Source organism: Agrobacterium vitis (assembly GCF_014926405.1).
GTDB classification, from domain to species: domain Bacteria; phylum Pseudomonadota; class Alphaproteobacteria; order Rhizobiales; family Rhizobiaceae; genus Allorhizobium; species Allorhizobium vitis_H.
In genome coordinates, this window is the sequence record NZ_JACXXJ020000003.1 from 573,506 (window position 1) to 585,693 (window position 12,188).

At 57.9% G+C, this 12,188-nt stretch carries 11 protein-coding genes; 5 read left to right on the plus strand and 6 right to left on the minus strand.

What is annotated here, in order from left to right; all coding sequences use genetic code 11:
- Positions 1-4 precede the first annotated feature (4 nt).
- Together IEI95_RS04160 and IEI95_RS04165 are read left to right on the plus strand one after the other, a co-directional pair.
- The gene (locus IEI95_RS04160) at positions 5-274 is read left to right on the plus strand and encodes a type II toxin-antitoxin system ParD family antitoxin (RefSeq protein ID WP_194415987.1); all 270 of its coding nucleotides are present in this window, start codon (positions 5-7) and stop codon (positions 272-274) included.
- Positions 264-626 (plus strand): type II toxin-antitoxin system RelE/ParE family toxin, encoded by a 363-nt coding sequence (locus IEI95_RS04165; protein WP_194415990.1) that lies wholly within the window; start codon positions 264-266, stop codon positions 624-626. Before IEI95_RS04160 ends, IEI95_RS04165 begins: the two co-directional genes overlap by 11 nt.
- Positions 627-667: 41 nt before the next feature.
- Here IEI95_RS04165 and IEI95_RS04170 read toward each other — a convergent pair whose 3' ends face one another.
- From IEI95_RS04170 to IEI95_RS04195, 6 genes are all read right to left on the minus strand, one after another.
- Positions 668-2,668 (minus strand): acetyl-CoA carboxylase biotin carboxylase subunit, encoded by a 2,001-nt coding sequence (locus IEI95_RS04170; RefSeq protein WP_194415992.1) that lies wholly within the window; start codon positions 2,666-2,668, stop codon positions 668-670.
- A gap of 2 nt (positions 2,669-2,670) precedes the next feature.
- Positions 2,671-3,045 carry a hypothetical protein gene (locus tag IEI95_RS04175; RefSeq protein ID WP_041698941.1) on the minus strand — a complete coding sequence of 125 codons (375 nt, stop codon included), beginning with the start codon at positions 3,043-3,045 and terminating at the stop codon, positions 2,671-2,673.
- A 39-nt stretch (positions 3,046-3,084) separates the two neighbouring features.
- A complete protein-coding gene (locus tag IEI95_RS04180) occupies positions 3,085-3,462 on the minus strand; it encodes a hypothetical protein (RefSeq protein ID WP_060717470.1) in 378 nt (125 codons plus the stop codon).
- 79 nt (positions 3,463-3,541) lie between these two features.
- Positions 3,542-5,074, minus strand: coding sequence for an acyl-CoA carboxylase subunit beta (locus tag IEI95_RS04185; RefSeq protein ID WP_194415994.1), 1,533 nt, complete (start codon positions 5,072-5,074; stop codon positions 3,542-3,544).
- A gap of 254 nt (positions 5,075-5,328) precedes the next feature.
- Positions 5,329-8,484 (minus strand): multidrug efflux RND transporter permease subunit, encoded by a 3,156-nt coding sequence (locus IEI95_RS04190; RefSeq protein ID WP_156537244.1) that lies wholly within the window; start codon positions 8,482-8,484, stop codon positions 5,329-5,331.
- 3 nt (positions 8,485-8,487) lie between these two features.
- Complete coding sequence (locus IEI95_RS04195; RefSeq protein ID WP_012654003.1) at positions 8,488-9,648, minus strand: efflux RND transporter periplasmic adaptor subunit; 1,161 nt, start codon at positions 9,646-9,648, stop codon at positions 8,488-8,490.
- A 140-nt stretch (positions 9,649-9,788) separates the two neighbouring features.
- Between IEI95_RS04195 and IEI95_RS04200 the strand changes: the two genes are divergently transcribed.
- From IEI95_RS04200 to IEI95_RS04210, 3 genes are all read left to right on the plus strand, one after another.
- A complete protein-coding gene (locus IEI95_RS04200; protein ID WP_156532229.1) occupies positions 9,789-10,430 on the plus strand; it encodes a TetR family transcriptional regulator in 642 nt (213 codons plus the stop codon).
- Positions 10,431-10,624: 194 nt separating this feature from the next.
- Positions 10,625-11,755 carry an acetylornithine deacetylase gene (gene argE, locus IEI95_RS04205; RefSeq protein WP_194415995.1) on the plus strand — a complete coding sequence of 377 codons (1,131 nt, stop codon included), beginning with the start codon at positions 10,625-10,627 and terminating at the stop codon, positions 11,753-11,755.
- A 15-nt stretch (positions 11,756-11,770) separates the two neighbouring features.
- A complete protein-coding gene (locus IEI95_RS04210; protein WP_070147591.1) occupies positions 11,771-12,127 on the plus strand; it encodes a cupin domain-containing protein in 357 nt (118 codons plus the stop codon).
- Positions 12,128-12,188: the final 61 nt, after the last annotated feature.

Below are 12,188 nucleotides of genomic sequence, written 5' to 3' on the forward strand. Positions count from 1 at the left end.
CCCCATGTCCGTGAAAGCCTCCGTTTCCATCTCCGAACAGCAAGACAAGTTTGCCCGCAAGCTTGTGGAAGACGGACGGTATTCAAGCCTGAGCGCCGTCGTGCAGCGCGGTCTTGAGCTGCTGCGGGAAGAAACAGAGATGAAGGAGGCGGAAGTGCAGGCATTGCGCGCGCTGATCGATGAGCGCAGCAAAGGTCCGTTCCTGAACGCCGAGGAAAGCAGCCGGACAATCCAGCAGATGATCGCTGCGAAAAAGTCTTTCTATGGCCTTTGACTTGGTGCGGTCTGCCGCCAGCAATCGAGATCTTGACCTGATCTTCGATCACCTTATCGAAGCCTATTTGTCTTTCGGAGATGCGATACAGGAGGCGTTTGATCGCGCCTCGGCGCGTCTTCAAGCGATCGACGATGATTTGAAGGCGCTGGTCCATGCGCCCTTTCAGGGAACATTGCTGCCAACCATCTCGCCGGACTTGCGGCATGTGACAAAAAATCGTGCGATCATCACTTTCAAAGTGGATGAGGTTAAAAACCAGGTCCAGATCCTGGCGATCTTTTTCGGTGGGCAGGACCATCAGAGACATATGCTGGCGCGACTGGGTGAGAGGCAGGGCGATGATGCCTGATCCTTGGCTACCCGATCTTTGGCCAAAAGCACATTCGCCCATCACTCGAATTCCATGATCAGTTCGTCCACGGCCAGGCTTTGGCCAGCCTTGGCAACAAGCCTCTTCACCACGCCGCGTCGCTCGGCCTTGAGGATGTTTTCCATCTTCATCGCCTCGACCGTCGCCAGCGCCTGGCCGGCCTCCACGGCGTCGCCTTCGGCAACCGCAATGCCTGTCACCACACCTGGCATCGGGCAGAGCAGCATTTTTGACGTGTCGGGCGGTAATTTCCGGGGCATAAGCCGGGCAAGCTCGGCGACGCGCGGGCTGCGCACATGCGCCACAACATCCATGCCCCGCCAGCGCAGGCGGATAGCAGGACCCTTGAGGTCAATTTTAAGCCCGATGCTTTGACCATCAACGGTAAAGATTGCCAGGGTCTGCCCAGGCTGCCAAACACCATCGACCGCGAGCACGCTGCCATCTGCAAATGTCAGACTGCCGGGATCAGCCGACAGCGTCAGCGGATAACTCCGCTCTGCCAGCTCCACCACCCAATCACGGCCAATGGTGCGGGCATGATTGCCCATGGTGCCGGAGACCTGCGCAGCGCGGGCCTCGCGCCGCTGGTGGACAAGGGCTGCAATGGCGGCAAGCGTCTTACCCGCCATCTCATCCGGCTCGACCCCGGAAAAGCCCTCTGGAAACTCCTCGGCGATGAAGGCGGTGGTGATCTTGCCGGAGCGAAAGCGCGGATGCTGCATGACCGCCGACAGAAACGGCAGGTTATGGCCAATGCCCTCGACTTCGAACCGGTCCAGCGCCGCACTCATCGCATCGATGGCAGTGATCCGGTCAGGCCCCCATGTACAAAGCTTGGCAACCATCGGATCGTAATACATCGAGATTTCCCCGCCCTCGAACACCCCGGTATCGTTGCGGACCACCGTGCCATCGGCTTGCTGGCCTTCGCTGGGCGGGCGGTAGCGTGACAGCCTGCCGATCGACGGCAGAAAATTGCGATAGGGGTCTTCGGCATAGAGCCGGCTTTCGACCGCCCAGCCCGTCAACGTCACATCCCCTTGCGCAAAAGCCAGCGTTTCGCCAGAGGCCACCCGGATCATCTGCTCGACCAGATCAAGCCCGGTGATCAGTTCTGTTACCGGATGCTCGACCTGCAAGCGCGTGTTCATTTCCAGGAAGTAGAAATTGCGATTGCCATCGACGATAAATTCCACTGTGCCAGCGGAATAATATCCAACCGCCTTGGCCAGCGCCACGGCCTGTTCGCCCATCGCCTTGCGGGTGTCCGCATCCAGAAACGGCGACGGGGCTTCCTCGATCACCTTCTGGTTTCGCCGCTGGATCGAGCATTCGCGCTCGCCGAGATAGAGCACGTTGCCATGCTTATCGCCCAGCACCTGGATTTCGATATGGCGCGGTTGGTCAACGAATTTCTCGATAAAGATCCGGTCGTCGCCAAACGAGTTCATCGCCTCGTTCTTCGACGATTGGAACCCCTCGCGCGCCTCGGCATCGCTCCAGGCGATACGCATGCCCTTGCCACCGCCACCGGCAGACGCCTTGATCATCACGGGATAGCCGATCTGAGCGGCGATTTTCACCGCTTCCTCGGCATCGGCAATCAGCCCCATATGGCCGGGCACAGTGGACACCCCCGCCTCTGCCGCCAGCCTCTTCGAGGTGATCTTGTCGCCCATCGCCTTGATGGCGCCAACCGGCGGGCCGATGAAGGCGATACCAGCCTTGTCCAGCGCTTCGGCAAAGGCGGCATTTTCCGACAAGAACCCATAGCCCGGATGCACCGCATCCGCGCCGGTCTGCCTGATCGCCTCGAGGATCTTGTCGATAACGATATAGGACTGGTTGGACGGCGACGGGCCGATATGCACCGCCTCATCCGCCAGCTTGACATGCAGCGCATTGGCATCGGCATCGGAATACACAGCGACCGTGGCAATGCCCATGCGTTTGGCGGTCTTGATTACCCGGCAGGCGATTTCGCCACGGTTGGCGATCAGGATTTTGGAAATTGCCATATTCACACCCCTGCCGTGTCATCAAAGGCCTGCGGAAAGTTCTTCCGGGCCAGCTTTTCGTTGAGTTTCAGCTTGGCCGTATAGGAGGTCGGGTCAAAACCCCGCTCCGCGGCCAAAAGCTCCCGTCCAAACAGACGGCACAGCCGCTCGCCATCCAGATTGCCGCGCTCGAAAGGCTCTGCGCCAAAATACTCCCAGAGCGCCCGCACAAAGCCGATATCCGCCAATGCTACGGTCTGGTCCATGGTGCGGTGGCGCGGCATGGAGGTGAGCTTTGTCACGTTGGAATTGGCGCGCCGCAGTGTGAACTGCCATTGCGTGCCGAGAAGGCCCGCCGGGAACCCGCGATGCTTCGGCATCTCAGAGGTTTTGACCATCATGCAGCATCCCGTTGAATCAGGAGAGGAACCATCGCCTCACACCTCAAATACATCATCGAAGGATTCCGGAAAGCTGTGCCGTGCCACCCGCTCATCAATGCGCAGCATCGCTTCATAAGACAGCGGATCGAAATCCTTTTCGACCGCCACCACCTCGCGCCCAAACAGCAGATTGAGCCGGGCCGCATCGAGATTGCCGCGCTCAAAGGGTTCTGCGCCGAAGTGATGCCAGAGCGCGTGCAGGAAAGCCGCATCGATGCGGTGTTCCTTGGTGCCTGGATAGGCCTTGCGCGGCATGGCCTTGATGGGGGTGACGCCCCGGGGATTGGCCCGGCGAATGGTGAACTGTACACCTGTTCCGGGCATGCCGGAGGGAAATCCACGATGCTTGGTCATATCAGGGGCCTTGGACATCCATGCCGCCCTTTCTTGTCTGCCGGAACAGGTCCGATCTTGTTGTTGAAGTGAACCCGCTATCAAAGTGGGCCCGTTTTTAAAGCGGAATGGTATCGTGTTTTTTCCAATGGGTCGCAACCTGCTTGCCCCGCAGCGAGGCAAAGGCCCGGGCGATGCGCTTGCGCGACGAATGCGGCATGATCACCTCATCGATAAAGCCGCGCTCTGCCGCAACAAACAGATTGGCAAACCGCTCCTCATATTCCCTGGTGCGCATCGCAATCTTTTCGGGATCGGCAAGTTCGGAACGATAGAGGATTTCGGTCGCGCCCTTGGCACCCATGACAGCGATTTCCGCTGTCGGCCAGGCATAATTCACGTCAGCGCCAATATGCTTGGAGGCCATCACGTCATAGGCGCCGCCATAGGCCTTGCGGGTGATCAGCGTCACCATCGGCACGGTGGCCTCAGAATAGGCAAACAGCAGCTTGGCACCGTGCTTGATGACCCCGCCATATTCCTGCGCCACGCCAGGCAGAAAGCCCGGCACATCCACCAGCGTCAGGATCGGAATGGAAAAAGCATCGCAAAACCGCACGAAACGGGCCGCCTTGCGCGAGCTATCAATATCCAGGCAACCCGCCAGCACCATCGGCTGGTTGGCAACCACACCGACCGTCTGGCCTTCCAGCCGGATGAAACCGGTGATGATGTTCCTGGCAAAAGCCTCCTGAAGCTCGAAAAAATCGCCTTCATCGGCCAGCGCGTGGATCAGTTCCTTCATGTCGTAAGGCTTGCTGGAACTGTCGGGGATCAGCGTATCCAGCCGCATTTCAAGCCGGGCCGGATCGTCATAGAACGGCCTGCTCGGTGGCTTTTCGCGGTTGTTCAGCGGCAGGAAGTCAAACAGCAGCCGCACCTGTTCCAGCGCCTCGACATCGTTTTCAAAAGCGCCATCGGCCACCGAGGATTTCTTCGTATGGGTACCTGCCCCGCCCAGTTCTTCAGCCGTGACGATTTCGTTGGTCACGGTCTTCACCACGTCGGGGCCGGTGACGAACATGTAGGACGTATCGCGCACCATGAAGATGAAGTCGGTCATGGCAGGCGAATACACCGCGCCGCCCGCGCAGGGACCCATAATGACAGAGATCTGCGGAATGACGCCAGACACTTCGGCATTGCGGCGAAACACTTCCGCATAGCCGGCAAGCGACGCCACGCCTTCCTGGATCCGCGCCCCGCCCGAATCGTTGATGCCGATCACCGGCGCTCCAACACGGACCGCCATATCCATGATCTTGCAAATCTTCTGCGCATGGGTTTCCGACAGCGAACCGCCGAGAACGGTAAAATCCTGGGAAAACACATAGACCTGCCGCCCGTTGATCGTCCCCCAACCGGTAACGACCCCATCGCCAGCCACTTTCTGACCATCCATGCCGAAATCTGTGCAGCGATGGGTGACATACATATCGTATTCTTCAAACGAGCCTTCATCGAGCAATATCTCAATCCGCTCGCGCGCCGTCAGCTTGCCCTTGGCATGCTGCGCGTCAATCCGCTTTTCCCCACCGCCAAGACGGGCCTCGGCGCGGCGGCTTTCCAGCTGATCCAATATTGTCGGCATGTGATCCTCATCCTGTGTCACGCGGACCTTAAAGCATAAAAGCTTAAACCGGAATCGGCTTAAGGTATCATGCAGAAAAGACATTTTATGAGGCGGGACCGTGATGCCCAATGAGAAAAGCCGCAATGGCAACAGAGTGCAATTGCGGCTTTGAAGCGTAAAAATGGCCGGAATATCATGTAAATTGACCGGATCGGAAGCCGCGTTGCAATCTCCGATCCGGTCTTTTCAAACGATATGCTTAGTCAACTGACTTACGGGTCGGTATGCGGCGCATGATGTCCGGATGGTTTGCCCAAGCCAAGCCAGGACTTCAATTTTTCACGCACTGTCTGGAAGGTGACGTAGAGCATCGGAATGACGAACAGACCGAGCGTGCTGGCCGTCAACATGCCGATGAAGACAGGCGTACTGACATTGTGCCGTGCCATCATCGAGGCGCCGTTTGCCCAGACCAGCGGCACGAGGCCAAGGATGAAGGCAATCGACGTCATCATCACGGCGCGGAAACGCAGCTTTGCCCCAAGCACCGCCGCATCGGCAATCGGCATGCCTTGCTCACGATGCTCCTTGGCAAACTCGACGATCAGGATACCGTTCTTGGCGGCAAGGGCGATCAGCACCACGAGACCGATCTGTGCGTAGAGATCCATGGTCATATGCGTCAGCGCCATGCCGGCAAAGGCCCCGAATACACCCACGATGACGGAAAGCAGAACCGGCACAGGAATGGTCCAGCTTTCGTAAAGCGCCACCAGGAACAGATAGGCAAACAGCAGGGCGAGTGCCAGGATGATACCCGTTTGGCCTGAGGCCTGCTGTTCCTGATAGGCCGTTCCCGTCCATTCCAGCGCAAAGCCGGATGGCAGGGTCTTGGCAACCACCTGCTTGAAAGCTTCCATTGCGTCCCCGGAAGATGTGCCGGGAGCAGCCGAGCCATTGATCGTCACGGCGCGATAGTTGTTATAGCGGGTGATGACTGGCGGACCGACGATTGTTTTCACCTCGGCAATCGACTGGAGCGGCACCATGTCGCTGTTGGAGTTGCGGACATAGATGTTCCAAAGCGCCGATGTATCGCGGCGATTGGCGGCATCGCCCTGGACCTTGACCTGCCAAGTGCGTCCGAACTCGTTGAAGTCGTTGACATAGGAGCCACCGAGCGTTGCCTGTAGGGCGTTAAAGATATCACTGATGCTGATACCGAGCGCCTGGGCTTTTTCACGATCAATATCGAGATAGATCGACGGCGCATTGGCACCATAGGTGGTAAAGACACGTGCCAATTGCGGGTTCTGATTGGCCGCACCGACCACGCCATAGGCCACATTGGCCATGGTTGCCGGATCAGCACCCTCAAGCGATTCGATCATCGCTTCGAAACCGCCGCTGGTGGAAAGACCAAGAACCGGCGGAAGGTTGAAGGGCAGAACCGTGGCGGCCTTGACCTGCTGGACCATGCCGAACGTCCGGCCGATGACCGCTTGGACCTTGTCCAGGGCTGCGGGACGATCCGCGAAGGGTTTCAGCCGCACGATCATGAAGGCGGAATTGCTGGCCGAATAGCTGTCAAGGAAGGAATAACCGATAACCGAGGAGACGTTATCGATTTGAGGAATAGCCTTCAGCAAATCCTCCACTTGTCCAACCGCACCACTTGTCCGCGCCACCGAAGCGCCATCGGGCAATTGCACCGCGATGAAGAACGTGCCCTGGTCTTCTTCCGGTAGGAAGCCGCTCGGGGTGATCTTCGATATGCCGTAAATACCAGCGCCACCGACCCCGATGATCAGCAGGGACAGGACCGCCATGCGGACCATTTTCTGGACTGCCCAGGCATAGCCGTCGCGGGTATTGTCGATGCGTCGGCTGATCCAGCCCATGATGCCGCGTTTTTCGCCGGTATGGCGCAGGAAGACGGCGCAGAGAGCCGGCGACAGCGTCAAGGCGTTGATGGCCGAAATCAGCATGGCAACACTGATGGTGACCGAGAACTGCCGGAACAATTCCCCTGAGATACCGGAGATGAAGCCGATGGGAACGAAAACCGAGAGCAGGACAAGGGTGATCGCAATAATCGGACCGGTGACCTGCCCCATGGCCTTCTTGGTGGCGGCAACCGGGGACAGCTCCGGCTCCTCCTCCATCACGCGCTCGACATTTTCCACGACGACAATCGCATCGTCAACGACAATACCGATGGCGAGAACAAGGGCGAGAAGCGAGACCGTATTGGCCGAATAGCCAAGCGCCAGCAATACCGCGAATGTGGCGATAACGCTGACCGGTACGGCGATGATCGGGATGATTGTCGCCCGGACATTACCGAGAAACAGGAAGACGACCACAGCCACCAACACGAAAGCTTCGATCAATGTATGAATGACGGATTCAATCGTATCCTGAACGAAGGTGGTCGAGTCATACATGACATTGGCACGCATGCCTTCCGGCATCCGGCTGTTCAATTGCGCGATCTTGGCGCTGACGGCCGCAGCCGTATTCAGCGCATTCGCACCGGGAGACATGTAAATGCCCATGGCAACACCCGGATCGCCTTCGCGTCGGGAGACCGTGTCATCATTCTGTGCGCCCAGTTCAACACGGGCGACATCCTTCACCTTCAGGACAGAGCCGTCCTTATTGGCACGCAGCACGATATTGCCGAATTCCTCCGGCGTCTCAAGGCGGCCCTGGGTCTGGACGTTGTATTGAAATGCCTGGTCATCAGGCACCGGACGTGCACCGATACGGCCAACGGGTGCCTGAACGTTCTGGGCTGAAATCGCACTTGTGACATCCGAAGGCACCAGGCCAAGGCTGGACAAGCGGTCGACATCGAACCAGATGCGCATCGAATACTTCATGTTGCTGAAGAGCGATGCCGAACCGACGCCTGGAACACGCGAGATCTCGTCCAGGACGTTGATCGTCGCATAATTGGTCATGAACAACGGGTCAAACTTGCCCTTGTCGCTCTGCAACATGATAAATTGCAGGATGGACGAGGATTTCTTGCTGACCGAGACACCCAGACTTTGAACGTCGCTGGGCAGCGAGGACAGAGCCGTCTGCACGCGGTTGTTGACGTTAACGGTGTTAATGTCAGCATCGCTGCCCAGCGCGAAACTGACAGTCAGCGAATAGCTGCCATCATTACCGCTGGTGCTTTTCATATAGAGTGCTTTGTCGACCCCGATCACCTTGGATTCGATCGGTTGCGCGACGGTCTGTTCCAGCACCTCGGCGGAAGCGCCGGGATAGGAGGCCGTCACCTGGACTTGTGGCGGCACGATATCGGGAAGTTGGGATACCGATATTCTGGTCAGCGCCAGCCCACCGGCAATCGTCAGCACGATGGCAATGACGATTGCCATGCGTGGACGATCAATGAAAATATTGGAAAACATCGCTTAGCCCTGCTTTGGTGCGGCGGGTGAAGGAGCCTGGTCGGCCGGCTGTGCATTAACCGGTGTATTGGGCCGAACACGCTGGATGCCGTCGGTAATCACCTTGTCGCCTTCCTTCAGGCCATTGGTGACAACAGCCATGTCAGGCGTGGATTGCCCAAGCGTCACACGGCGCACCTGCGCAACGCTCTTGTCATCAACCACATAGACGTAGGAGCCCTGCTGGTCGATCATGACCGAGGCGCGCGGAATGGTGAGGTAGTTGGTTGGCTCGACGGTTTCGAGGATCACGCGGACGAATTCGTCATTCACCAGTTCCCGATGTCCCGTTGGCAGCAGCGGATTGGGGATCGTGCCACGCAGGGTGATGGAATCGGTATTCTCGGAAACGCTGATGTCGTAGAAATCGAGCGTGCCTTCCTGAGCGTATAGTCTGCCATCGGGCAAGCGGATCTTGAGCTTCACGCTCTTTTCCAGACCACCTTCCTTGTCGAACCGCTGTCTCAATTCAATGAGACGGCGCACCGATATCGGGAATTTCACATACATCGGGTCCTGACTGACCACAGTGGCCAAGGTTCCCGATGAGGACGACACGACATTGCCGACCGTGACCGAAGCAAGGCCGATACGACCATCGATAGGCGCGATGATATCGGTATAGCCAAGATTGATCTGCGAGGTGCGCACATCCGCTTCCGATTCAGCCACCTTGGCAATCGAGGTCCGCTGCGTGGCGCGTGCGTCGTCCAGATTGCTCTGGCTACCGCTTCCACCAGCTCGAAGTTGTTCATTACGAGCAAGGGATATATTTGAATTTTCAAGGGTGGCCTGGTTCTCGGCAAGAGTGGCCTTCTTGGAATCCAGATCAGCCTCATAGGACTGCCGCTCAATGCGGAACAGGACCTGGCCCTTCTTGACCTCGGAACCTTCCTTGAAAAGTTGTTCTTCCAGGAATCCGGTCACACGGGCGACGAGATTGACGGAATCCTTCGCCTCGACCCGGCCATTGACCTCGGTCGTGTCATTGATCGGCTTCAGCTTGGCAATCGTGACGCCGACGGCCGGCGGTCCAGCATTTGGCATCTGCGCAAATGATGGGGTGGAAAAGGAAAGGGCTGCAATAGCGCAACCCGCAACAAGAAATCGCTTTGTTTTTTGCATGGCTAGGAACACTCCAACGGTAGCCTCTCCGATATATATACATACATACCGCTTGTAAATAGGATTGATCGCGGCGTACAAATATGTGATGAATTAGAAAACGACGCGCCGTGCCCAACAAATTCGCCCAGGAGGACCCATTGCGGAGAACCAAGGAAGAAGCAGCCGAAACCCACATGCAGCTCCTGAACGCTGCCGAGCAACTTTTCCTCACCAAGGGCTTTGACCAGACGTCATTGGACGAAATTGCCCAGACAGTTGGCGTGACGCGCGGTGCTGTCCATTGGCACTTCAAGAACAAGCGCGGCATTCTCGAAGCCCTGCGCAACCAGGCTTTCAAGCCTTTCGAGCATTTGGCGGCTCGGCTTCCGGCGGACAGTTCCGTCGACGTGTTTGCCGCCCTTGAACAGATATTGTTCGACATGCTGGCGCATCTTCAGGCCGATGAGCGGCGGCGCGGTGTGATCCGGGTCAGCCTCCATCTGGACCTTTCGATAAAGGAAACCGACTCGGATGGCATTCTGAGCACACTCAAGGGCAAGCTGCTGCCCCTCTTCCAGGTTGCCGCCGACAGGGGCCAGTTGACCGCGCCCTGGAACCCTGCCTCCGCAGCCATGACCCTGAGCGCGACCATATCGGGCCTGATCGGCGAATGGGCCTTCGGGAGGGATAATTTCCAGCTCGTACCGTATGCACAGCAATTCGTCCGGATTGCTCTGGTGGGTTTCGGCATGCAAAGCCAGGACTGTTCTACATTCCATAAACAGCCTGGGAAGGCCTGATCCGGCTGTCTCGGTAGCGTCGGTATAATCCGCTCCCCTTAGCCTCCGGAACCGAAGATTCCACCAAATATCCCCTGCTTTCAGCAGTAAAAATACCGCTTGGCTTGTAGATTCCAGATCCGGCGCACTCGGGCTTTCCAAGGCATTGAGCTTTGCGTCTTATCAGCAGTGCGCCGCACTGCGAGACCGGATCGATGGAGCGACCCTTGGACATTCTCGAACGCCTCGTGGCCTTCCCTTCCGTTGTCGGCACAGCCAACGGCGAGATCGTCAGCTTCATTCGTGACTATCTGCAAAACCACGGCACGGCAGTGAGCGTGCTTCCCGGGCCGGAGGGCGACCGCAGCAATCTGTTTGCCACCATCGGCCCCAGGCATATGCCCGGCTATATTCTGTCAGGCCATATGGATGTGGTGCCAGCAGGCGAAAGCGGTTGGGTGAGCGATCCATTCCAGTTGCGACGCGACGGTGACAGGCTTTTTGGCCGTGGCACCAGCGACATGAAGGGTTTTCTGGCTTGCGCTTTGGCGTGTGTGCCCAAACTCGCCGCCATGCCGCTTGTCCGCCCCATTCATCTTGCTTTTTCCTATGATGAAGAGGCCGGGTGCCGTGGCGTGCCGCATATGCTGGCGCAACTGCCGAGCCTTTGCGAAAGCCCACTTGGTGCCATCATAGGCGAGCCCAGCGGCATGCGGGCCATCCGCGCCCATAAGGGCAAGGCTGCGGCCCGCGTCACCATCACCGGGCGCTCCGGCCATTCATCGCGGCCCGATCTGGGCCTGAATGCGATTCATGCGATGAGTGAGGTTCTGATTGCTGCCCGCGATGCTGCCTCTGATTTAACGAGCGGCCCGTTTGAAGCGGTGTTTGAGCCGCCCTATTCCTCGCTGCAAGTGGGAACCGTGCGTGGTGGACAAGCCGTCAATATCATTCCTGATACCTGTGAGGCCGAGTTTGAGGCCCGCGCCATTTCTGGCGTTGATCCCGCAGCGCTTTTGCAGCCTGTTCGTCGGGCAGCGGAAGCGTTGAAAGACAAAGGCTTTGGAGTGGAATGGGCTGAAATGAGTGCATACCCCGCACTCTCACTCCCGCAAAACGCACCTCTTGCCAGCTTGCTGCACACTCTCACCAGCGTCGAGCCGCTGGCTGCCGTGAGTTACGGCACCGAAGCCGGGCTTTTCCAGCAAGCGGGAATCGATGCCATCATCTGCGGCCCCGGCGATATCAGCCGTGCCCACAAGCCCAACGAATATATCCTGATGGATGAGCTGGCCACCTGCCAGACGATGATCACCGCTCTCGCAGACCACTGCTGCCAACTCTGAACCAAGGACCAATCCATGTCTCTTTTGAAAACAATCGACACCAACCCCACGTTCACCCCGAAAGAATCCAAGGCCCTGCCAGAACGTTTGATCTCTGGTGATCCGGCCTTCAAGACCTGGCCGCAGGATGTCTGCCGTGGCGAAATGATCCACACCGGCGTGTGGGAAGCCACCCCCGGCGAGACCAAATCCATCAAGGGCGAGAGCTTTGAATACTGCCATATTCTGTCGGGTGTGGTGGAGATCACCCCGGATGGCGGCGAGCCGGTGATTTACAAGGCAGGCGATCATTTCATCATGAAGCCGGGCTTTGTTGGCGTTTGGAAAACCATTGAAACGGTGAAGAAAATCTACGTCACCATCATGGCGTAAGCCGAGCTTAGAGCATCGTGCAGAAAATCGGAATCCGCACGATGCTCTAAGCTTTTGTTTG

What these genes read in the sequence shown, in the direction of transcription:
- IEI95_RS04185 (WP_194415994.1), bottom strand. Translation starts at nt 5,074, where the DNA reads ATGCCGACAATATTGGATCAGCTGGAAAGCCGCCGCGCCGAGGCCCGT.
- IEI95_RS04160 (WP_194415987.1), top strand. Translation starts at nt 5, where the DNA reads ATGTCCGTGAAAGCCTCCGTTTCCATCTCCGAACAGCAAGACAAGTTT.
- IEI95_RS04190 (WP_156537244.1), bottom strand. Translation starts at nt 8,484, where the DNA reads ATGTTTTCCAATATTTTCATTGATCGTCCACGCATGGCAATCGTCATT.
- IEI95_RS04165 (WP_194415990.1), top strand. Translation starts at nt 264, where the DNA reads ATGGCCTTTGACTTGGTGCGGTCTGCCGCCAGCAATCGAGATCTTGAC.
- IEI95_RS04175 (WP_041698941.1), bottom strand. Translation starts at nt 3,045, where the DNA reads ATGGTCAAAACCTCTGAGATGCCGAAGCATCGCGGGTTCCCGGCGGGC.
- IEI95_RS04180 (WP_060717470.1), bottom strand. Translation starts at nt 3,462, where the DNA reads ATGTCCAAGGCCCCTGATATGACCAAGCATCGTGGATTTCCCTCCGGC.
- IEI95_RS04210 (WP_070147591.1), top strand. Translation starts at nt 11,771, where the DNA reads ATGTCTCTTTTGAAAACAATCGACACCAACCCCACGTTCACCCCGAAA.
- argE (WP_194415995.1), top strand. Translation starts at nt 10,625, where the DNA reads ATGGAGCGACCCTTGGACATTCTCGAACGCCTCGTGGCCTTCCCTTCC.
- IEI95_RS04195 (WP_012654003.1), bottom strand. Translation starts at nt 9,648, where the DNA reads ATGCAAAAAACAAAGCGATTTCTTGTTGCGGGTTGCGCTATTGCAGCC.
- IEI95_RS04170 (WP_194415992.1), bottom strand. Translation starts at nt 2,668, where the DNA reads ATGGCAATTTCCAAAATCCTGATCGCCAACCGTGGCGAAATCGCCTGC.